The 23258-nt window shown below is 40.5% G+C and carries 16 protein-coding genes; 3 read left to right on the forward strand and 13 right to left on the reverse strand.

Annotation, left to right across the window (positions count from 1 at the left end; translation table 11 throughout):
- Entirely contained in the window at positions 1-306 is a 306-nt protein-coding gene (locus B1F84_RS16105) for an MGMT family protein (RefSeq protein ID WP_131692065.1), read from the reverse strand.
- Complete coding sequence (locus B1F84_RS16110) at positions 296-1198, reverse strand: LysR family transcriptional regulator (protein ID WP_131692066.1); 903 nt, start codon at positions 1196-1198, stop codon at positions 296-298. The genes B1F84_RS16105 and B1F84_RS16110 overlap by 11 nt, the downstream gene beginning before the upstream one ends.
- Before the next feature lie 122 nt (positions 1199-1320).
- Between B1F84_RS16110 and B1F84_RS16115 the strand changes: the two genes are divergently transcribed.
- On the forward strand, positions 1321-2403 hold the full coding sequence (locus B1F84_RS16115) for an efflux RND transporter periplasmic adaptor subunit (protein WP_076919747.1): 1083 nt from the start codon (positions 1321-1323) through the stop codon (positions 2401-2403).
- 2 nt (positions 2404-2405) lie between these two features.
- Positions 2406-5471, forward strand: a complete 3066-nt coding sequence (locus B1F84_RS16120; protein WP_131692067.1) for an efflux RND transporter permease subunit — start codon at positions 2406-2408, stop codon at positions 5469-5471.
- Between the two features lie 21 nt (positions 5472-5492).
- Here B1F84_RS16120 and rluF read toward each other — a convergent pair whose 3' ends face one another.
- From rluF to B1F84_RS16170, 10 genes are all read right to left on the reverse strand, one after another.
- Complete coding sequence (gene rluF, locus B1F84_RS16125) at positions 5493-6482, reverse strand: 23S rRNA pseudouridine(2604) synthase RluF (protein ID WP_131692068.1); 990 nt, start codon at positions 6480-6482, stop codon at positions 5493-5495.
- 43 nt (positions 6483-6525) lie between these two features.
- Entirely contained in the window at positions 6526-7611 is a 1086-nt protein-coding gene (locus tag B1F84_RS16130; protein WP_131692313.1) for a DUF418 domain-containing protein, read from the reverse strand.
- A 26-nt stretch (positions 7612-7637) separates the two neighbouring features.
- Complete coding sequence (locus tag B1F84_RS16135; protein WP_131692069.1) at positions 7638-8852, reverse strand: HDOD domain-containing protein; 1215 nt, start codon at positions 8850-8852, stop codon at positions 7638-7640.
- 83 nt (positions 8853-8935) lie between these two features.
- A complete protein-coding gene (locus B1F84_RS16140; RefSeq protein WP_131692070.1) occupies positions 8936-10468 on the reverse strand; it encodes a glycogen/starch synthase in 1533 nt (510 codons plus the stop codon).
- A 47-nt stretch (positions 10469-10515) separates the two neighbouring features.
- Positions 10516-11790: a glucose-1-phosphate adenylyltransferase gene (gene glgC / locus B1F84_RS16145; RefSeq protein WP_131692071.1), complete on the reverse strand. Its 1275-nt coding sequence runs from the start codon at positions 11788-11790 to the stop codon at positions 10516-10518.
- A gap of 20 nt (positions 11791-11810) precedes the next feature.
- The gene (locus B1F84_RS16150) at positions 11811-14336 is read right to left on the reverse strand and encodes a glycogen/starch/alpha-glucan phosphorylase (RefSeq protein ID WP_076919751.1); all 2526 of its coding nucleotides are present in this window, start codon (positions 14334-14336) and stop codon (positions 11811-11813) included.
- A complete protein-coding gene (gene glgX / locus B1F84_RS16155; protein ID WP_131692072.1) occupies positions 14329-16392 on the reverse strand; it encodes a glycogen debranching protein GlgX in 2064 nt (687 codons plus the stop codon). The genes B1F84_RS16150 and glgX overlap by 8 nt, the downstream gene beginning before the upstream one ends.
- Positions 16385-18607, reverse strand: a complete 2223-nt coding sequence (gene glgB, locus B1F84_RS16160) for a 1,4-alpha-glucan branching protein GlgB (protein WP_131692073.1) — start codon at positions 18605-18607, stop codon at positions 16385-16387. Before glgB ends, glgX begins: the two co-directional genes overlap by 8 nt.
- Positions 18608-20602, reverse strand: a complete 1995-nt coding sequence (gene malQ / locus B1F84_RS16165; RefSeq protein ID WP_131692074.1) for a 4-alpha-glucanotransferase — start codon at positions 20600-20602, stop codon at positions 18608-18610. It abuts the gene before it with no gap.
- Between the two features lie 9 nt (positions 20603-20611).
- The gene (locus tag B1F84_RS16170; protein WP_131692075.1) at positions 20612-20914 is read right to left on the reverse strand and encodes an isoamylase early set domain-containing protein; all 303 of its coding nucleotides are present in this window, start codon (positions 20912-20914) and stop codon (positions 20612-20614) included.
- A 375-nt stretch (positions 20915-21289) separates the two neighbouring features.
- On the opposite strand from B1F84_RS16170, the gene B1F84_RS16175 reads away from it, so the two are divergent.
- Complete coding sequence (locus tag B1F84_RS16175) at positions 21290-22213, forward strand: hypothetical protein (protein WP_008112504.1); 924 nt, start codon at positions 21290-21292, stop codon at positions 22211-22213.
- A 1-nt stretch (position 22214) separates the two neighbouring features.
- On the opposite strand, the gene B1F84_RS16180 is transcribed toward B1F84_RS16175, so the two are convergent.
- Positions 22215-23240, reverse strand: a complete 1026-nt coding sequence (locus B1F84_RS16180; RefSeq protein ID WP_131692076.1) for a GGDEF domain-containing protein — start codon at positions 23238-23240, stop codon at positions 22215-22217.
- Positions 23241-23258: the final 18 nt, after the last annotated feature.

Consider the following 23258-nt stretch of genomic DNA (forward strand, 5'->3'; position numbering starts at 1 on the left):
TTATTGCCAGCGGTGTTTTGCCATATTAATTCGTTGATTGTTAAAAGTAACGCCCTCAGAAAGTAGCTTTTCTCGTTGCGTTTGATACTGCGCACTGCCCTGTGCAAACGCTATTTTACCTTGACTGTTAACCACTCTATGCCAAGGGATCGTCGAATCTTTTGCCATCTCTTTTAATAAACGACCTACCAACCTAGCATTATTAGGATACCCCGCAAGCGCAGCTACTTGGCCATAACTGGCAACACAGCCTTTAGGTATACTGGCTATGATAGTGTAAATAACCGTTTCTTTATTAACGTCCATTCTTGTTTAAGTACTCCTGGCTGAGTAATTCAAATTGTTGCCAAATTTTGCGCGCAACAGGCCCATGGTGCATAGCATGTTGACGAAAAGCTCTAATTTGTGCGCTAAATTGATGCTCTCTGTCGGTAACAATGATTTGCTGTAATGAGCCCGCGGCAATTTCTTTTTTACAATGACCTAAACTCATCATTGCCCAACCCGCTCCTGAAAGTAAAAACGACTTTAAGGTAGATATGTCATCTATTTTCATAACCGCAGCCCCTTTCGAATAAGAAAGCCTGTCACTGTCGATACTCAAGCCACTTTCAAACATCGCCAAACACGGATAAAGCTGTAATTCATCATAGCTAAGCTGCTTAGGTAAAACCCCTTTAGCACCCACGATACCAATATCTAATTTACCTATAGGTAAACTTTCCAAATCGCCCGTAGCATGAAATAAATCAAACCATGGCCCAATTCCAAGCTCGGCTTGACCGGTATTCACTTGCTCTAAAGATACAAACCGCTTTCCACTGGTTAAACGAAACTCTGTGCTCGAAAAATGCTTAAAAGTATTACTTATGATCTGGTTATAACTTTGCACATGGCAAATTTGCTCGTAGCAGACTCTGTATTGTGCTTCATTGCCTAATGCCAGCTCTGTTGCGAGCTGAGTAAGCTGATCGTTAGCGGTTAACAAATGTTTAGCCTCTCGGTGAAAAATACGCCCTTTTTCGGTGAGTTGTAAACGGTATTTAGAACGATCCAGCAGGTCAAAGCCTAACTTAGACTCTAAGTTTTTAATCGCCAATGTTAACGCCGGTTGCGTTTTATGTAGCTTTAATGCCGCTCCACTCAAACTCGCGCTTTGTACAATAGCATCTAATATTTGTAATTGATTAAGTTTCATTGGCCACACAACACATCATAAGTAAAACTTATTGAGTTTCTAAAATTTAATGAATTTTATTTTATATGTTTGCAGCGTATGCTGCACTGACTTATTTAGCCTTTTTTTATCATGGAGATATCATGCCACTGTTTCGCTTATGTTTACTATCTGCGACATTACTAAGTTTAATAGGTTGCTCGGAGCCCGAAAAAGTAGTTAAAGAAGCGCCTATTCGCCCCGTTAAATTATTTAGTATTGGCCATGATTCGCAAACAAACATTCGGAGCTTCCCTGCAGAGGTGGTTGCAAACCAAGGCTCTTATCTTGCTTTTAGGGTCAATGGTGAACTGATTGAGTTTCCTGTTCTAGCTGGTGAACAAGTTAAAAAAGGGCAACTATTGGCTAAATTAGACCCTGAAGATTTTCAATTGCAATATAACGAGCGTAAAGCACGATATGAACTAGCTAAGTCGCAGCTGAAACGAATAAAGCAGCTGTTTGAAAAAAATATCACCAGTCAATCAGAGCTTGACCAAGCAGTTGCTAATGAGCAGGTCGCCGAATCAGCCTTTAAAATTGCAGAAACAAACTTAGAATATAGCGAACTCCGTGCACCGTTTGCAGGCATTGTGGCTAAAGTGTTTGTAAAAAACTTTGAGAGTATTCAGGCTAAACAGAATGTTCTGCGTTTAGAAACCCGCGACTTTATGGATGTAGAAATACAGGTTCCGGAAAAAATCGTGGCGCGTATTCAAAAAGATACCCAATATCAACCTATGGTTGAATTTGATGGCTATCACGACAAGCAATATAAACTGACACTAAAAGAATGGGATACTCAAGCTGATCCGGCAACGCTTACCTATAAAGTGGTGTTTTCATTACCGGTACCAAAAGATTTTAATTTGCTTGCGGGTATGTCGGGGCAAGTAGTCATAGATTTAAGCAAAGTAACCCGCTCACAAACGCCTTACACCATTTTACCCATTGAGTCGGTATTTTCAGATCCTAACAAAAGCCTTAGCGATAACGCCTATGTATGGGTTTTTAATCAACAAACCAGCACAGTGCATAAACAAGCCGTGAACGTGGGGCAATTACACCACGACACCATTGAAGTACTCAGTGGCGTAAAAGAAGGTCAATTGGTTGTTTCAGCCGGTGTCCACTCTTTAAAAGAAGGCATGTCTGTTCGCCCTTGGAATAAAGAGCGAGGCTTATAATTATGGGCTTTGCGCAACTATCCATCGAGAAAAAGGTCATTAGCTGGATGTTTACGTTGTTGCTATTGATTGGCGGCAGTGTTTCCTATTTTGATTTAGGACAACTGGAAGACCCTGAATTTACTTTAAAAAAAGCCATGGTGATCACTCTATACCCGGGAGCATCCCCGCAGCAAGTAGAAGAAGAAGTGACATTTCCAATTGAAAATGCCATTCAGCAGCTCCCCTATGTTGATTATGTCACCTCCATTTCATCCAACGGTAAATCGCAAATTACCGTAGAGATGAAAAGCAGCTATCGTAAACAAGAGCTAAGACAAATATGGGATGAAATGCGTCGTAAAATTAACGACCTCAGTCCCTCACTACCAAGTGGTGTTTATCCCAGTAATGTGATTGATGATTTTGCTGATGTTTATGGCGTGATGTTTGCGGTGACTGGCGATGGTTATTCATATGATGAATTAAAAGACTACGTTGATTATTTAAAACGAGAGCTGGTTTTAGTCAAAGGCGTCAGCAAAGTCGCTATCGCAGGGCAACAGCAACCACAGGTTATGGTTGAGGTATCAACCCAAAAGCTGGCACAGCTCGGTATTGCCCCAGGTCATATTTATGACTTGCTGCAATCACAAAATACGGTATCTAACGCTGGACGTATTCGTGTCGGTGATGAGTCTATCCGCCTGCATCCTACCGGTGAATTTAAAGATGTAACAGAGCTGGAAACTTTATTAATTTCAAAACCAGGTGCCAGCGAACTCATTTATTTGGGCGATGTTGCACAGGTTTATCGTGAATACGCAGAAGTGCCCACTAATGTCATTCACTATAATCAACAGCAAGCACTGCTGATTGGTGTTTCGTTTATGTCTGGAGTGAATGTTGTTGATGTGGGTAAACACATAGATGAGCATTTAGCATCTCTTGAATACCAACGCCCTCATGGCATTGATATAAGCTCGGTGTATAACCAACCAAAAGAAGTAGAGCAGTCTGTAGATGGCTTTATTGTTAGTTTAATAGAGGCCATTGCAATAGTCATTGTGGTACTGCTTATTTTTATGGGCTTAAAAAGTGGCGTTCTCATTGGCGGTATTTTATTACTGACTGTATTAGGCACCTTTATATTTATGAAGCTGTTTGCAATTGACCTGCAACGTATTTCTCTAGGCGCGCTAATAATTGCATTAGGGATGTTGGTTGATAATGCTATTGTTGTCACTGAAGGCATCTTGATCAACTTAAAGCGCGGACAAACAAAGCTTAAAGCAGCGGTTAATATCGTAGATCAAACGAAGTGGCCATTACTTGGCGCAACAGTAATAGCAATTACTGCTTTTGCACCTATTGGTTTAAGCTCAGATGCCAGTGGTGAATTTGCCGGTAGCCTATTTTGGGTGTTATTTATATCGCTGTTGTTGAGCTGGATCACCGCAATTACCCTCACGCCATTTTTTGCTCACTTAATGTTTAAAGAAACTGAATTTAAACACGAGCAGAACCAACAGCATGAGGACCCGTATCAAGGTATTATTTTCAATGGCTACAAAGCAACCTTAAATTTAGCTATGCGCTTTAGAAAAACAACCTTAGTCCTTATGGTTGCCCTTTTATGCAGCGCTGTAGTGGGATTTGGCTCGGTAAAACAATCGTTTTTTCCAGCCTCAAATACACCGATGTTTTATGTAGATTACTGGCAAGATCAAGGTGCTGATATTCGTGCCACCCTTGAGGGCATAAAACAGCTCGAAGCCTATTTACAACAAAATGAACTGGTTACAGAAATTACCAGTACGGTTGGCCAAGGTGCGCCGCGCTTTATGCTGACTTATGCACCAGAAAAATCCTACCCTGCTTATGGGCAGTTAATTATTCGTGTAACCAATCGTGAAGCGGTCGCTAAAGTAATGCAAAAGGTGCGCGATTACGCACAGCAGCATCCACTTTCAGCAAAGCTAAAAGTAAAGCCAATGGAAATTGGCCCATCAACCGATGCTAAAATAGAAGCGCGCTTTTCTGGCCCCGATCCAATCATATTAAGACAGCTATCATCTCAAGCTAAAGAGATAATCGCCAAAGATGAGGGTGCGTTTAATATTCGCGATGACTGGCGGGCAAGAACCAAAATGATTCGCCCACAATTTAACGAACAAAAAGCCCGCCGGTTAGGGATCACCAAGTTTGACCTCGACCAAGTACTGCTGACTAGCTTATCAGGTAAACAAGTGGGTGTTTATCGTGATGGTACGCAACTGTTACCAATTATTGCCCGCTCACCGGCTAGCGAGCGCTTAAACGTAGACAGTGTTCACGATTTACAAATTTATAGCCCTGTTTTAGGGGTGTTTGTACCGGTTACCCAAGTGGTTGATGAATTTATTGTTGAGTGGGAAGACAGCTTAATTATGCGTCGCGACCGCAAGCGTACTATTACTGTTATGGCGGATCATGATGTACTTGGAGATGAAACACCTGCTAAATTATTTGCTCGAGTTCGTGCTGAAGTCGAAGCAATTGATTTACCGCGTGGCTATGAAATGCAATGGGGTGGCGAGTTCGAATCATCAAGTAAAGCCAAAAAGGCTATTTTTGGTTCGTTACCACTGGGCTATTTAGCGATGTTTGCGGTTACCGTTTTACTGTTTAACTCAGTGAAAAAACCCTTGGTTATTTGGGCCACCGTGCCACTGGCTATTATTGGTGTTAGTGCAGGTTTATTGGTGATGAATGCCCCCTTTAGCTTTATGGCACTACTTGGTTTATTAAGTTTGAGTGGTATGTTGATTAAAAACGGCATTGTTTTAGTCGATCAAATAAACTTAGAGCTCAGCGAGGGTAAATCTCCCTATCAAGCAGTGTTTGACTCAGGCGTAAGCCGTGTGCGCCCTGTTGCCATGGCCGCTATAACCACAATACTTGGCATGATCCCATTATTATTTGACGTATTCTTCCAATCAATGGCGGTCACCATCATGTTTGGTTTAGGCTTTGCCACCATACTGACTCTGATTGTGGTACCGGTTTTATACACTGTGGTATTTAGGATTGATTACCCTAAACAGTAGGCTAATAAAAAACAATTAAGCTTATTTTTTTAAGCTTAATGTTCCACTGCTGCGGGTTTTATTCCCTGTAACAGAAGTTGCTTTGTGAGTATTTGATTTACCTACATACGTGGTTGAACGCTTTTGATAAGGGGTATTTCGGCTACTTTTTTTAGCGTGCTTTTGTTGCTCGTCATTATTTTCACGACGTGGATTCCCGCCCTGAAAATCATGTTTGTGAGCAGGTTTAGCATGACTCTTTTTAGCTTGTTCAGTGTAATTGCTCTGCTTAGCATCATCATAAAGTGAGTGTTCTTGCGTTTTGCCAGAATCAGCAATCGAGTCGTTAATTACCGCCATTTCTGCGTCACTTAAATGCCGCCATTGCCCTACTTTTAACCCTTTGAGAGTGACATTCATAATGCGAACACGTTTAAGTGTGACGACCTCGTAACCTAAATATTCACACATACGACGAATTTGACGATTTAAACCTTGAGTCAAAATAATAGTGAATTGCTGGGCACCTGTTTGCGTCACTTTACATTTTTTGGTCACAGTATCTAAAATAGGAATACCGTTGGCCATTTTATTCACAAACTGACGATTAAGTGGTTTATCGACGGTAACCACGTATTCTTTTTCATGGTTATTGCCTGCACGTAAAATCTTATTAACGATGTCGCCTTCGTTGGTTAAAAAAATCAGCCCTTCAGAGGGGCGATCAAGACGACCGATAGGAAAGATACGGTCAGGATAATTAACCGCTTTTACAATATTACTTTGAATTTTTCGTTCTGTGGTACAGGTAATACCGACTGGTTTATTGTAAGCAATGTAAACCCGTTTTGGTGGCGCTTTTAATGGCTCACCATCAACCAATACCACATCGCTGTGCGCGACTTTAACACCCATTTCGGGTAATTCGCCATTAACAGTAACACGACCTTGCTCAATATATTTATCGGCTTCGCGGCGTGAGCAAAACCCTGTTTCACTAATAAATTTATTTAAACGCTTTAAGTCTGTCATATGGCAAATCTTCTTAAATATAAAGGCGCATAGTTTAAACTACTCAAGCTATTTTTTCGCGCTTAATTTGCGCTAATTTACGCCATAGGTATTCAAGAGGTCCTTGCTTAAAATAACGACAGTAGAGAGCAGTAAACATAAGCTGTACAACCACTAAGCAAATAGCAACAAGCCAATAATCAATGCGGTTAAAACTAAGCGCCCACTGAGGGAAAAACACTTTAAACAATAACAACTGCACAATGGTTTGGCTTATGTATAAAGTAAACGCTAATCGCCCTACTTGTTGGATTAGCCCCCCTATTTGCGCGCTGTTGTTGCATAGTTTAACGATTAAATGAATATAAAGCAGCGCCACACATAAAGCAGCCAGTTCATTAACAGGCTCTTGTAACGCATAACCAATACCTTGATCATATGGCGTTAACACTAATCGTAAGCTAGTCAGTAACACACTTAACACAACTAACTTAATTAGCCCCGACCTGCTAAATCCATTACTAAACACATTACATTTGTAAGCAACGATACCAATTAGCATAAAGCCAGCACTTGCCCACAGTAATAAAATAGGCACTGTTAGCAACATATAAATACTCATTGTTATATTTTGGCTAAAATGAGCACCAATACTTTGATAATAACTATTATATATCTGGTAAAATTCGGGAGAATCTCTATAGAGTGGTTCCTCATCAAGCCCTAACATGAACAGAGCTGTGGCGAGTAAAGCAATAAAAGTAAAAAAGGCCGCTTTGTTTTTAAGCTCTTCATCCGTGTAATTTAAATAGCGTAATACCAGTAATGCTGACACTGCATATAAAAACAAAATGTCACCCGCCCACAGTAAAAAACCATGTATTAAGCCAAACACAATAAGCCAATATAGGCGTTTTTTTAATGGCTCGATGCATTGCTGTCGCTGAAATTGAATATAAAGACCAGCACCAAATAATAACGTAAATAATGTGCGAAACCGCCCTTCAACAAATATAAGGCTTAAGGTCTGTAAAATCTTATCAGTTAGGGGTGGTGTGGTGAGTGGCGTGTAATTGAGTTCAAAAATTGCGAAGGAATAGCAGTTAATAAATACTAGGCCGAGTACTGCTAGGCCCCTTATAAAGTCCATATTATAATTGCGCAAACCCTATCCCTTTAAATATTATCTTTGTAGCTATCGGCCCATTGTACTGCTTGTTTATAGAGTTTTGGCAAAAAAGCACTGTCTAAATTAATCAATAAGACTGCTTTCTCAAGTGCCCACCAACTTCCTGTTTCATACGCTTTTACTGTTTCCAGAATATAATATAAGTTATTTTTTTCGCCAGTTAATGCCGCTTTAATTTCATCCGGGAATGGCAGTTTATCAACCAACAACGCCATTGGCTGATCTAAGATAGCATCAAGCAAAGAAAACAGCCCAGTTAAAAATGCCTCACCCTGCACTTGTTTTGCGACTTTGCTGGCTATTAGCTCACAAAAACGAGCGCGAATAACACACATTTGCATAAGCTCTATCGGTTTATCACGCGCGGTGTGTGCCGTAACAATTAGACTCACAAACTTTTTCAAACGGGCTTGGCCTAAGTATACCAGCGCTTGTTTTAATGATGATATTTGGCTTTGCAGCGGAAATACACCGCTGTTTAATAATCGTAATAGCTTATAGGCCAATGCCGCATCAAGCTCAAATAAACCGGTGATCACTTTAACATCAGGATCTGGCTTCATTACTTCTGAGTAAATAGCGATGACAAGGCCATAATTATAATGGATATCCTTTTGTTCTATCATTGCGGGTCGCGCAAAGTAGTACCCTTGGAAATAATCAAACCCCATTTTTCGCGCTAATTTATATTCTTCATCGGTTTCTATTTTTTCGGCTAACAGTTTAATATTTTTGTATTTTTTAAGCTTATTGACCACCAGCGGAATTTCAGCCAGTGGCGTAAGCCGAATATCAAATTTAATTAAATTAACCAGCTTTAAGAAGCGTTCCCACTGTGGAGAGTAAACAAAGTCGTCGAGGGCTAATTTATAGTTACTGTGAAAAAGTTTACGGCATAACTCATAAGTGTCGTCGCTGGGCTCTATGGTTTCGAGTAATTCGATAACTACATCTTTGCAGGGTAAAAATTCGCATAAATCGAGTTTTAACGATTCAGGACCAATATTGATCAACGCTTTTTTTCCCGAAGTAATGTGTCGAGTACCTAAGTTAAGCTGGTTTTCCATGATAAGCCGAGCTGTTGCTTGACCATCAGATACACCAGGAAAGCAATTTTCTGGGCTATCGCGAAAAAGTAGTTCATATGCAACTACATTTTGATTACGATTAAGGATTGCTTGCCTTGCCACAAATACAGACACATTACCTACTTTTAATTATTTCCACCAGACTAAGTAATTAAAGCTCAAATAGGAACGGATGTCACTGAACTTTAATAAATTTTTTAATATAAGTATGTAATATAATCAGTTACAACGCTATCCCAACCAAAGCGGGTATTTTTAGCGCTATTTTTTATTGCTTGCCATTGCTTAGGATTAGTTTGTTTTACACGCAAAGCCTCAGATAAACTAACCAAAAGAGCTTCTGCCTGAGTCATTAAGGTATCACCAGTAAAACAAAATCCAGTCACATTATGCTCAACCGTATCTTTTAAACCGCCCACACTATGGACCAAACACGGCTGACCTGATCGCATTGCTAACATTTGGCTAATACCGCATGGCTCAAAAGAACTGGGCATTAAAAATAAATCCCCTAGTTGATACATTAAATCGCCTATGCTTTGACCATAGCCTTTTAAAAACAATAAGTTGTTATTACGTGCCATTGCACTAGTAAATAATTGCTCCAGTTTCCTATCACCCGAGCCTAATACAATCAAACGACCACTAAATTGATTTATAACCCTGCATACCGCATCGATAGTCAAACCATCATTGTGTTGCTGGCACAGCAATAATACTTTTTGCTCGGTGAGCCGCCCTACACTGGTCAGTAAAGGTCCTTTTTGCTCAGATGCCATAAATTGTAAAACGCGTTGGTGAGCAATATAGTGGCTGCTGTCTAAGTGTACATTTTTTGCCATCCAGCTAAAGAGCGTAGCTTCTATCTGCTCTAAAAGCTGGCTAAGCGTTGTCTGATGCGGATGCAGAGCTGTGTAATCACAGCCGTTAAGTATCCCAATCAGTTTGCCCTGCTCAGCCGCTTGTTGTAAATCACGCTCAAGACCTTCGCCACCAAAAAAGCCCCCTGCGTCATTACTCGCTATTTGCACTTCTTGGCTATAACTTGGTGAAACCACATGTACTTTATCAGCTAGATTAATGGCACTGCGCATCGGGTTAAAACAATGGGGATAACGAGGATCACAAAGCAATTGCCCGTCATAACTTAATGAGGGAAACCATGCTTCTAAGCTAGAAACATCGCCTTTAAAAGGGCGAATACCTTGTAAGGCTAAATTATGAACCGTGTATACTAAACGCAGCTTAGCAAGTTTGCGATAGCGAAGGTCAAACTTAAGTAACACGGCCACACACGCACTGTGCCAGTCGTGTAAATGTAACGTGTTTGGTTGTTTTAATATCCCTTGCAAAAGGGCTTCACAAATAGCGGCATTAAACAGTGCAAACTTACTTGCATCAGTAGCGAATGGACGATTGTCATCATCGTTGCAATACACACTATGTGATTGGCTAAACAAAGGGTGGCTTATTACTATTTGTCTCACCCCTTTTTGCGCCTGTGGAATTTCAAACAGAGATAAAACGTGCGAGGCTGAGTTAAACGCAACGTTTACTTCACCAATAAAACAGCGCTCCCCTAACTCAAATCCATAGTCTGGGATCACCACATCGACCGTTAAACTCTGCGCAGCTAAGGCTTTTGGTACATCACGAATGACATCGGCAACACCACCGACTTTGGCATTAGGTAACGCATCATTTTCTGCGGCAACCATTAATACATGCATTTATTTACTCTTATGGTTAGCAGCAAGGCTTTCACCTTGCTATTTAATTATTGATTTAACTTATTCTCTAACTTTGTCAGCATCTCGCGGGTCACCAAAACAATTCCCTTTTTAGAGACTCTAAAGCCATTGGCTTCGTCGGTTTTACGATCATAACCAATTTCTAATCCCGCTGGGATCTCACAGCTTCTATCAATAATAGCGCGCTTTATTTTACACCCGCGATTAACAATAACACCCGGTAAAACCACCGACTCTTCAATAGTACAATATGAGCGGATATGTACATTAGAAAACAGTAATGACTTTCTGACTAATGAACCTGAAATAATACACCCGCCCGATACGGTTGAATCAACAGCCATACCCCGGCGATCGTCGTCATCAAAAATAAACTTAGCCGGAGGAAGCTGCTCTTGGTATGTCCAAATTGGCCAAGTAGGGTCGTATAAATCTAGTTGTGGCTCAGGCATAACCAGTTCCATATTCGCTTCCCAAAACGAATCTAAGGTTCCTACATCGCGCCAATACGGCTGTCCAGCTTGTGCAGGATCTCTAAACGGGTAGGCAAATACATTATGCTCTTCGATAATGGCAGGAATAATGTCATGACCAAAATCACGTCCTGAGCCTTCGGTTTGTGAATCTTTTTGTAATTGCTCAAATAAAAACTCAGTATTGAATACGTAATTACCCATTGACGCTAAGCATGTACCAGGTTTACCAGGAACAGAGGTAGGTTCGGCTGGTTTTTCGTCGAATCTTCTCACTCGGTTCTCTTGATCTACGGTCATTACACCAAAGGTGCCTGCGGCTTCTTCAACCGCAACTTCTAAACAACATACGGTCATATCGGCACCATTTTCTACATGCTTTGCTAATAAACCGCCGTAATCCATACGATACACATGATCGCCTGACAAAATCATTACATATTTAGGTAGTTCATGACGAATAATATCCATATTTTGAAATACCGCATCGGCAGTACCGCAATACCATTCATCACCATGACGCTGTGATGCAGGTAAAATCTCAACTGACTCGCCTAACTCCTTTTTAAAGTGTCCCCATGCACGATTCACATGGCGTATCAGCGAGTGAGATTTATATTGCGTTGCAATCCCTACTCGTCTGACACCAGAGTTAATACAATTTGATAGTGGAAAATCAATAATACGGTGCTTACCGCCAAAATAAACGGCTGGTTTTGCACGCCAGTCTGTTAGCTCATGCAGCCGAGAACCTCGCCCTCCAGCTAGAATGAGTGCATAGGTGTCTCTGGTTAAATTACTTATATAGCGATTTGCATAACTGGGCATATTACTCTCTCCGTTTAGTGTCAGCTGTTAGTGTCAGTGTTCGTTTTAACTGTTTGGTGTGTGGTATCTAGTGGGGTTAAATGCCATATGTCATCACAATATTGACCAATCGTTCTGTCACTAGAAAATAAGCCACTGGCCGCGGTATTTAAAATACTCATTTGAGTCCAGTAGGTTTGATCAGCATAGGCTTTATCCACTTCACGCTGCGCAGCAATGTAACTGGTAAAGTCATGTGCGGTTAACCACGCATCGTCTTTACTCTTAATACTGCTAATCACATCGTCAAATAAGCCTGGTTCAAATAGATTAAAATGGCCACTTTCAAGTAGGTGCATCACGCTGTTTAGATCTGGGTTATTGGCAATGATTTCGCAGGGGTTATAATGCGCTTTAATTTCGTCAACATGCTCGGCTTGGGCGCCAAATAAAAAGAAGTTTTCAGCCCCCACTGCATCGCGTATTTCAATATTTGCGCCATCTAGGGTGCCTATTGTGAGAGCACCATTCATCATAAACTTCATGTTGCCGGTACCCGATGCTTCTTTGCCTGCTGTTGAAACTTGCTCTGACAAATCTGTTGCTGGGCAGATAGTTTCCATGGCGGTTACATTATAATTTGGTAAAAATGCGACCCTTAAATACTGTGACACTTCAGGGTCTTTGTTGATAACCTCTGCAACATTATTAATTAGTTTAATAATTTTCTTCGCCATCATATAACCTGGTGCGGCTTTACCACCAAGTAATACACAACGGGGAACCATGCCTTGTGTATCGCCACGACGAATACGGTCGTATAAGTGAATAACATGGAGCACATTGAGTAACTGGCGCTTATATTCGTGAATGCGTTTTACTTGCACATCAAACAGCATGTTGATATCAAACTCTACGCCGCATCTTTGTTTTACTAAATCAACTAAACGTTGTTTGTTTTCTCGTTTTGCTTGCTGCCACGTTACATGAAACTGCGGATCATCATAGAAACGGCGTAATTGAGCTATTTGTGCAAAATCGCCTACCCAGTCTTTTCCTATCTTCTCGCTAATGATATGACTAAGACTCGGATTACAATAAGCCAGCCAACGCCTCGGTGTCACCCCATTGGTTTTGTTATTAAACTTTTCAGGCCATAATGCGTAAAAGTCTTTAAACAAACCCGCGGTTAATAACTTAGTGTGGAGCGCGGCCACGCCATTGACTGAATAACTGCCCACAATGGCTAAAAAAGCCATGCGTATTTGCGGCTCCCCACCCTCTTCAATTAATGATAAATCTCGTTGTTTTTGCACATCACCCGGCCAATGTCTTGCAACCTCTGCTAAAAAGCGGGCATTGATCTCATAAATAATCTCTAAAATACGTGGTAATAATTTAGCAAATAACGACACTGACCACTTCTCTAACGCCTCCGGCAATAAGGTGTGGTTTGTATAAGCCATGGTTTTGGTTGTGATGCTCCATGCTTGATCCCAATCGAGCTCGTGGTCGTCAACTAAAATTCGCATCAGCTCTGCCACAGCAATACTTGGGTGGGTGTCGTTAAGCTGAAAAACATGATGCTGAGCAAACTCAGTAAAATTATCCCCATATTGGTCAATCCACTGACTAAGCACATCTTGTATGCTTGCCGATGATAAAAAGTATTGCTGGCGTAAACGCAGCTCTTTACCATTTTCACTGCTGTCGTTAGGGTACAACACCATGGTTATTTGCTCTGCGAGATTTTTTTGTGCCACCGCTTCTGAATAACTACCGGCATTAAACTCGGCTAAATTAAATTCATCGGTTGCTTCAGACTTCCAAAGCCTAAGCGTATTAACAATATTATTTTTATAGCCAGGAATGGGCACATCGTAAGGAACCGCTAGCACATCTTGAGAACTTACCCACTGGCGGTGTTCACGACCAAATTTATCGGTATAACTTTGTACATAACCCGAGAACTTAACTCGTTTAGCTTGCTCTGGTGCGCTCAATTCCCAAGGGTGACCTTCGCGTAGCCAGTTATCTGGTTGCTCAATTTGGTTGCCTTCTTTGATTGATTGATTAAACATGCCGTATTCATAACGAATTCCATACCCGACTACTGGCAGCGCTAAACTCGCGCAACTATCTAAAAAACAAGCAGCTAAACGCCCTAAGCCACCATTACCTAAGCCGGCATCATGCTCTGCTTGCTCCACATTTTCCAGCTCAGTACAGTAAGCTTGCAGTGCCGTGGTTACCTGCGACTCTAAGTCAAGGTTGAGTACCGCATTGCCCAGCGCTCTGCCCATTAAAAACTCTAGCGATAAGTACGCTGTTTTACGGCGTTTTTGTTGTTTAATTTGCTGATTAGTTTCTCTACAGCGTGCGACTAGCCTATCTCTTATTGTCAGCGCCAATGCATGATACAAATACAACTGCGACTCACCCACCACATCACGCCCTAAGGTGTAATAAAAGTGACGAGTTAAATCATCACTTAAGGTACTTTCGTCAATCACCGGGCCTTCTTGCCAGCCTTTTACCACACACACTTGCTCGTCTTGCTTAGTCATAATCATCGCCTTCTAAATTGGCACTAAAAACCCAACTACTTTGTGCTGAAATATTCACGGTTGCATCATCTTGAACAACTGATGATGCGTTATTTACGCTTGATAACACTAACGTCCATGGCGCGATAATGGGCGATTGTGGTAATTGGCAGACCACAGGCTGTTTACTGGCGTTTAAAATAATTAATAACGCATGCTTATTTTGCTTATCAAGCAGGCTGTACATTAAAAATTGTCGCGTATCTTCATGCCAATGTGTTTCATCCATTTTTTTACCTTGTTCGGTAAACCACTTAACGGTAAAACGTTCATCAATATCATCTAAAAACACACTGTGTTTAAACGCACTATGCGCGCGCCTAATTTTTAATGCATCATCTATAAACTGAATCAAACAATGATTCAGTTGTGAGTCTTTCCATGCAAGCCAACTAGTACGATTATTTTGACAATAGGCGTTATTATTACCGCCTTGAGAGTGCGCCATTTCACTCCCTGAGGCTATCATTGGCACCCCTTTAGAAAGCAGTAAGGTAAGTAAAAAGTTTTTTTGTTGTTGCAGGCGCAAGCTCATTATTTCAGGGTCGCTACTAAATCCCTCAACTCCGCAGTTGGATGAGTAGTTAGCGCTGTGGCCATCTTGATTATTTTCACCATTCGCTTGGTTATACTTTTGCTCATAACTGACTAAATCGGCAAGGGTAAAACCATCATGACTGGTAATAAAATTAATACTATTAAGCGGGCCGCGGTTACTGTGTTCAAAAATATCAAACGAGCCATGTAAACGCTTAGCCACATCACTAATAATGCCTTTTTCACTTTGCCAAAAGCGTTTAATCACATCACGGTATTGATCATTCCACTCACGCCAAGGAGCAGGAAAAGCACCTAACTGATACCCACCAGGGCCTATATCCCAAGGCTCACTAATCAGCTTCACTTTATTCAACACAGGGTCTTGTGCAACGGTTTGTAAAAACGTATGAGACGCACTAAAGCCCGTGCTTGAACGCCCTAAAATGGTGGCTAAATCAAATCGAAAGCCATCAACGCCCATAACTTCCACCCAATAACGCAAGCTATCTAGAACCAGTTGCAAGGTTTTTGGATGGTCAATATTTAAGGTGTTACCACAGCCAGTATCGTTTATGTATACATTGGGTTGCCCATTGATAGTGCGATAATAAGTGAGATTATCGAAGCCACGTAAAGACAATATTGGTCCATCACTGCCGCCCTCAGCAGTATGGTTGTATACAACATCTAAAATAACTTCAATATTGGCGCGATGTAATTCGCTAACCATCTGTTTAAATTCGTTTATATCGTCATTAACCAAATAGTCTTTGTGGGGAGTAAAAAAATTGATGCTATTGTAGCCCCAGTAATTTTGCAGGCCTTTAGTAATTAAAAACTGTTCACTTATAAACGCATGTACAGGCAAAAGTTCAATAGCGGTCACCCCTAAACTTTTTAAATGCTCAATAAAGCGTGGATGGCTTAAGCCTAAAAACGTACCTTGCTGTGTTTTTGGAATATCCGGGTGGCGACACGTAGCACCTTTTACATGGCACTCATAAATAACCGTATTGGCCCAGCTGTGCTGCGGCTTATTATTAGTATAGGCAACCGGTGTCGTTACTTTAGATTTAGGCATATCTATCGCATTATTAACCATGCTTTTAGTGCCTATTGGCATTTGCCCGTAATGGCGCTCGCTCCAAGTAAATTCGTTAAATAAGTCTTTTGCATATGGGTCAATCAGCAACTTATGTTCGTTGAATAACATGCCCTTTTCATGGTTATATTCCCCATCAACCCTAAAGCCATATAGTGCGCCAGTGCTAAGTGGTGCAACATGAATACTCCACACCCCGCCTTCGTTAATATTCATCGCTATTTTTAATATTTCTGTATGGCCACTTTTATCGAATAAACAAACAAAAGCTTGGCTTGCATTTGGAGCGTATAAGGCAAAGTTGACACCGTTGTTTTGTACAGTCGAACCCAGTGGCAAAGGTGCACCATGGGTAACCTCAAAGCAATTACTCATCATTCACCTTTTGCAAATAAATCGTGGTTAAGCCACCCATGTGTAATGTAATACTGTGATCAAAGCCATGACTTGGTTGTTCAATTGAATGAATAAGTTGATTTGGTTCATCAGTGACATTGCAGCCTGAGCCAAAAAAACATGACTCATCAGTATTAAATATCACCTTATAGCTGCCTTTAGCAGGCACGCCTAAAGTAAAGTGTTGATATGCTGTAGGGGTAAAATTAGCGACAATAACCATAAAATCGTCAGCACTTTTGGCATAACGAATAAAGCTAAATATACTTTGCTGATTGTTATTATTATCTATCCATGAAAAACCAGTAGAGCAACTATCAAGCTCATAAAGTGCTGGATGGGCTTGATACACATGATTAAGGCGTTTAACCGTATCTTGAACACCTTGATGGCTTTGGTGTTCAAGCAAGTGCCAATCTATTGAATGGTCATGATCCCACTCTTTTCGCTGTGCTATTTCGGCGCCCATAAACAGTAGTTTTTTTCCTGGATGCGCCCACATAAACGCATAATAAGCCCGTAAATTAGCAAATTGTTGCCAGTCGTCACCAGGCATTTTGTTTAGTAGTGAGCCTTTGCCGTGAACGACTTCATCATGACTGAGCGGTAAAATGTAATTTTCACTAAAGGCATACACCATAGAAAATGTCATTTTATGGTGGTGGTATTTCCTAAATAGTGGGTCTTGCTGCATGTAATGCAGGCTGTCGTTCATCCAGCCCATATTCCATTTATAACCAAAGCCCAAACCATTGTGCTCAACACTTTGCGTCACCCCTGGCCACGCCGTTGACTCTTCTGCCACCATCATAATACCGGGGTTATTTTTATAACTGCGCATGTTCACTTGTTTAAGGCACTCTATCGCCCCTAAATTTTCTCTGCCGCCATAGCAATTAGCCACCCATTGCCCTTCTTTTCGGCTGTAATCAAGATACAACATAGACGCCACTGCATCTACTCGCAGTCCATCTATGCCAAATTGACTAAGCCAATACATCGCATTCGATATTAAAAAGCTTTTAACTTCAGGGCGATCATAATTATAAATATAGGTATTCCAATCAGGGTGAAACCCTTGACGCATATCAGCATGTTCATATAAATGGGTGCCATCAAAACAATGTAACCCATGAGGGTCGCTTGGAAAGTGCCCTGGCACCCAATCGAGTAAAATACCGATATTGGCTTTATGGCATTGCTCAACTAAGTATTTAAAGCTGTTGTAATCACCAAAACGACTTGTTGGTGCAAACAAGCCTACCGGCTGATACCCCCATGAGCCATCAAACGGGTATTCACTAATAGGCATAAGTTGTAAGTGAGTAAACCCCATATCAGTCACGTAACTTACAAGCTTATCGGCCAGCTCAGTGTAGTTTAAGTAACGATTATGTTCAGCGCGTTGCCATGAGCCTAAGTGCACTTCATAAATACTAATAGCGGCATCAATATGATTGCGCTGTTGTCTATTTATAATCGCTTGTTCACTGAGCTTAATAGGGGCAGGCTTGTACTGTAATATACTTGCCGTGCCGGGCGCTTGCTGCATTTTGAACGCAAATGGATCGGCTTTATCTAAAACTTCACCACTAAGTGTGGTGATGGCAAATTTGTAGCACATGTCTGCACTTAAGTCTGGGATAAATAATTCCCATACCCCACTTGCCGGATGAAATCGCATAAAATGGCGATTCGCTTGCCAAAAATTAAACTCACCAATAACCGATACACTGGCGGCATTTGGTGCCCAGACACAAAAACGAACACCATCTACCCCTTGTTGTGTAGTAAATTGCGCACCTAGGTGAGTATAAGCATGCTCAAGGCTACCTTCGTTAAACAAGTACATAGCCTGTTCATCCAATGTACTGCTGAAGCTGTATTCATCATAAAATGTAACATCGCTATTTTCATAACTAACCTGGCATTGGTAAACACTGCTAGGCATGCTTGATAACTCAGCGATAAATAAATCACTGTGTTTATAGCGTAACGCGCTAATAACTTGACCATCAATTAACAGTTCGACGCGTAATGCCGCTGGCAAATACACGCGTATTTCAGTGCCACTTTGGGTGTTGTGCGCGCCTAAAAAACTAAACGGGTCTTTAAATCGCCCTGCAGTTAATGCGTTTACCTGTGCGTCATAATCAACTAATTGCGTTGATACCCTATTTTTAATACTGCCCATTTACGCATTCCTTATTGAATGTATTGCAGCCAAAAGTGACGCATTATCAGTAAAAATATCCTTGCAAGTATGTGTTAACACCCGTCGCCAATTGGGGTACTCTTTATCTGTGCCCGGAATATTAACTGGGTAGCGTTGCTTGTCTAAGTCATCAATTTGTAAAGCAAATAATCGCGACGGCGACTTTGCTAAACACAAAGCCAGCGCACTATAAACAGCAAAAGCATCGGTGCTTAATGACATATCAGAATGTGTGTTTTGTGTATTAATAAAACCGAGAAGTCGCTGCTGCTCTTGTTGACGTTGCTGCACTAGTTGCTGATATTCAACAGCGTCAATCAGTTGGTACTGTTGTTTGAGGTTCAAATCGCTATGCTGCCACCAGCCAACAAATGGTGGTACATCATGATTGGCAATCATCAGCAGGCATTGTTCGCTAAGATCATCGCGATGAACAAATTCATCATTTTGTTGTTTTTCAAAATAAAATAAGCTGTTTGAAAAAATACCGCTGCTCACCAGCGCTTCTTTTACCTCCGGCGGCACAACTCCTAAATCTTCACCTATCACGACGGCCTGGTTAAGGTGAGATTCAACTTTCAAAATAGCTAACAAATGCTCGAATGGGTAGTAAACATAGCAACCATCTTGGTTATTATTATTGTTAAAACACCACCATAAACGCCTAATTGCCATAACATGATCTATGCGTAATCCACCCACAGACTTCATATTGGAGCGTATCAGTGAGCGGTAAAACTGATAGTTATTGTCAGCAAGTCGCTGAGGATTTATTGCTGGCAACCCCCAATTTTGACCACTCTCGGCCCAAGGGTCCGGAGGAGCTCCCACAGTCGCATCTTGGCTAAACAACGCCTGTTGGTGTTTAAATTCACTGCCCTCTTTGGCACAACCCACCGCTAAGTCGTTAATCAAACCAATCGCCATGCCTTGGTCAATACAATGCTGTTGGCATCGCTCGAGTTGGCTGTGTGCCTGCCATTGTAGGTAATATTCGAATGACGGCTGTGTTGCTTCCAAAATAGCAAGTTCATCACTGTGCTGCTTACAAAAGGCAGTAAACTCGTCTTGCCGAGCTTGACTACCCTGTTGTTGAAAATGCACAAAAAGTAATTTAAAGGCATTATATTTATGCTCAGTAACCGATTTATATTCAATAAATGTTACATCTTGCTCGCTTTGCGACGTTAAGCAGCAAGAGGATAAATAATCGTTTAATGCGGGGTTGTTAATACTATCGGGCGATAAGTTGATTGCTATATATAATGGGTTAAGTAAGGCGCGGTTACTTGGATTATAGGGACTAGCGCACTCTGGATTATCTGCAAATAATAAGTGCAGTGGATTAAGTAAAATATAATCCATTTTTTGTTTTGCACACAGCGTGGTTAATTCTAGTAAATCATTAAAGTCGCCAATCCCCATTCCAGCTTGGTTTTTTAATGTATATAACTGAATTGATAAGCCAAAGCGTTTTTTATCCGCAATTTGATACACCTTTTCTGGGATAGACCAAATTTGTGTACTTGCTGATTGTTCACCCATGATTAGCAACGCATCATAATAACCCGTAGGTAAATGGGTAAGTGGCAGTGCTATTTCTATATAACGGCAGCCATTTAAAAAATATTCACCTAATGGTGCATAGTGAGCTATTTGATCAAATTGCAGCTTTATATTTAATGCCGCTATATTGAGCGTAATTTTATGGTGCGCGTCGGTTTCTTTAATACGTACTTTTAGCACATTGCTCAGCTGATTTACTAAGCTAATAGCCGGTGTAAGCGTTAACCAAGTAGCCGCATCTAATTGATAATTTAACTGTTCTATGAGCCCAGTATCATTGGTGTCAACGCCACAGCACTGCAGCGCTAACTTGCGAGTTTGTTCACTAAAAACAACGTGTTCACCCGTATATTTAGTGTACTCATAGCCTATTCCATGCAAATAAAATAATTGCGATAGTGCGTCCATTCACCAACCTTAATTAATGCGCTGTGTATTTACTATACTATTTTCTGTACCAAAATTATTGGCGCTGTAGCCATCAGCCTGATGATCGTTATCCCACTGTTTACCATTAATTAAATAACGAAAATGAAACTCTTTATCAACAGGCAAACGTTGTTTACATTTAAACACACCCAGCTTCTTATTAAGTTTCATAGGCACGGGCTGCCAATCATTAAATTCCCCAAGCAAACAGACGTTATCAGCATCAGGGTGAGAAAATTCAAACGTGACCTCTGCTTCATTTTTTGTTTTAAAAAAGCGTTTATTCAACATAACAGGCTCCAACTAAACCGTAAGGGTTATTCATCTTTGCCACAGGCCAAACAGCTTAAATAGGCGATGTGGAATCCATTCATTCACATAAAAACAAGCTTAAAGTTAAGCAAAACTTTATTTACGCATTATTACAGTGCGGTATTTATTTTACCGCACCAGATTGGTGCAGTTTTTAACCATTTAAACAGGTTTTTAGGTAAGCTACTCTACTGAGCAATTATTAAACCAACTACACCCAATTACATTACTTTAACTACAATACACGCGTTATTATTTTTATTACTGCACTGAGGTTATAAAAACCTTTAGCTTAACAACATCATCAGCGATAATAATTATCTAACTAGCCAATGCGATGAATATTTAAAGACTATGATTAAAAAAAGCATTCTTATTACCTCTGTTATTGTTTTTATTACCATCATCGCTGTTGTTGGCAGTTCAATTTATACACTATATAGTAAAAAACTAGTTTCTGTAGACCCAAAGCTAAAAGAAATTTCAGGCATTGAGTTTGATAAATATAAACGTCTGTGGGCTATTAACGACAGCGGTGATGAGCCAAAGCTTTATCGTCTAAATAAAGACGGCTCTATTGCTAAAGAAATTTTAGTCAGCAACGCAAAAAACATTGATTGGGAGGACATGACGCAAAATAAATTTGGTCATTTTTTCTTAGGCGACTTTGGCAATAATAAAAATGAACGTAAGTGGCTAACCATTTATAAAATAGAAAACCCTATTGATATCAAAACAAATACCACCGAAGCTGAAATTATCAAGTTCACTTATCCAGAATTAGACGGCAGCCCAATACAGCCTGAACAACGTAATTACGACTTAGAAGCTTTTGTGGCTTATGGTCGGCATTTATATTTATTTACTAAAAATCGCACAGAGCCATTCGATGGTATTACTAACGTTTATAAAGTAGGCGATCACGCAGCAAATTTTGACGCCCAGCTGATAGACTCGTTTAAAACCTGCACCACTATGGAAAAGCTATGCTGGATCACCTCTGCAGCGCTCAGCCCAGATAGAAAAAAACTAGCACTACTAGATTCAACCAGTATTTGGCTGTTTGAAAACTTTAAAGGGGATAAATTTTTCTCTGGCGATGTTTATAAAATCGATCTTGGTATTGTGACTCAAAAAGAAGCGATCACCTTTTATGATGATAATACAATCGCCTTTACTGATGAGGAATTTAAAGGCATTGGTGGTAATGTTTATTTTTTAAAACTCGACCAAGTGTCTAAAGTAAAAGTGCAGCGAAATCATACTCAACCGCAGTAACTTAAAATAGATCTATCTCTGAAGAATTAACTTGTACATTTATTAAGTTCTCGGCAAGCAAATCTTCATAGACACAATATTTATCTCGGCCATTATTTTTCGCATAATAAAGTGCTTTATCAGCGCTCTCTAGCACAGTGATGGGAAAATCATAAGGACTGATACGTGCTAAACCAGCACTGATGGTCATATTTTCAACAAAAGGAAACGATGTATTTCTGACAAGCTGAAGAAATTCAGCCATTTTATTACTAATAGACTCTGCATCTGTGGGCTCAAAAACAATCACAAACTCTTCCCCACCAAAGCGAAAAATTAAATCTGTTGAACGAAAAAAATGACGCATTTTTTGCGCTAATATCAGCAGTACTTCATCGCCACAGATATGACCATACTTGTCGTTTATATTTTTAAAGTGATCGATATCTAAAATAGCTAGCCAAGATGTTGATGCCTGTTTTGGCCGTCTTTTTTCTTCCTCTCGAACTGACCCATGTACTTTTAATACTTGCTTTTCAATCAGCTGTTTTATTTTTTTCTCAAATGTTTGTCTATTTAACAGCCCTGTTAATTTATCTCTTTCATTTTCATGAAGAATCACTAAATAGTTTTCAAAAATACGACAAAAAGCGTTCAACATTACCTGAGCTGAACTATCTAAACTATTTGAAACAACAGAAATTGCGGCAACTGTTTTTTCTTGGCGGGTAATGGGTAGCCAACGGCGTTCTATGCCATCCGTTGATTGCACCGTAATAATACAAGCAGAACGTAAGCAGGATAGAAGTTCATCCTCGGGGTGAGTAACAAGCTGTCGTTGAGTCCACTCGAATTGTTTTTCACCAGTGACTTTCAAAGAAAGGCTTTGCTCAATGCTAAGTTGGCCCTGAACTTCTATATCTTTATAAACTGAGATTTCTTTACAGCCAATAAACTCTTGGATGGTCGATATTAAGCTGTATTCAAGTGAGTCTACGTCTCTGTTTTTTGTTATTTTAATAACTGAGTTTAGTAAATTTTCTTGCATTCGATTCCCTAAAGCAAA

It is taken from the genome of Pseudoalteromonas sp. DL-6, assembly GCF_004328665.1.
In the GTDB taxonomy this organism is placed as follows: Bacteria; Pseudomonadota; Gammaproteobacteria; order Enterobacterales; family Alteromonadaceae; genus Pseudoalteromonas.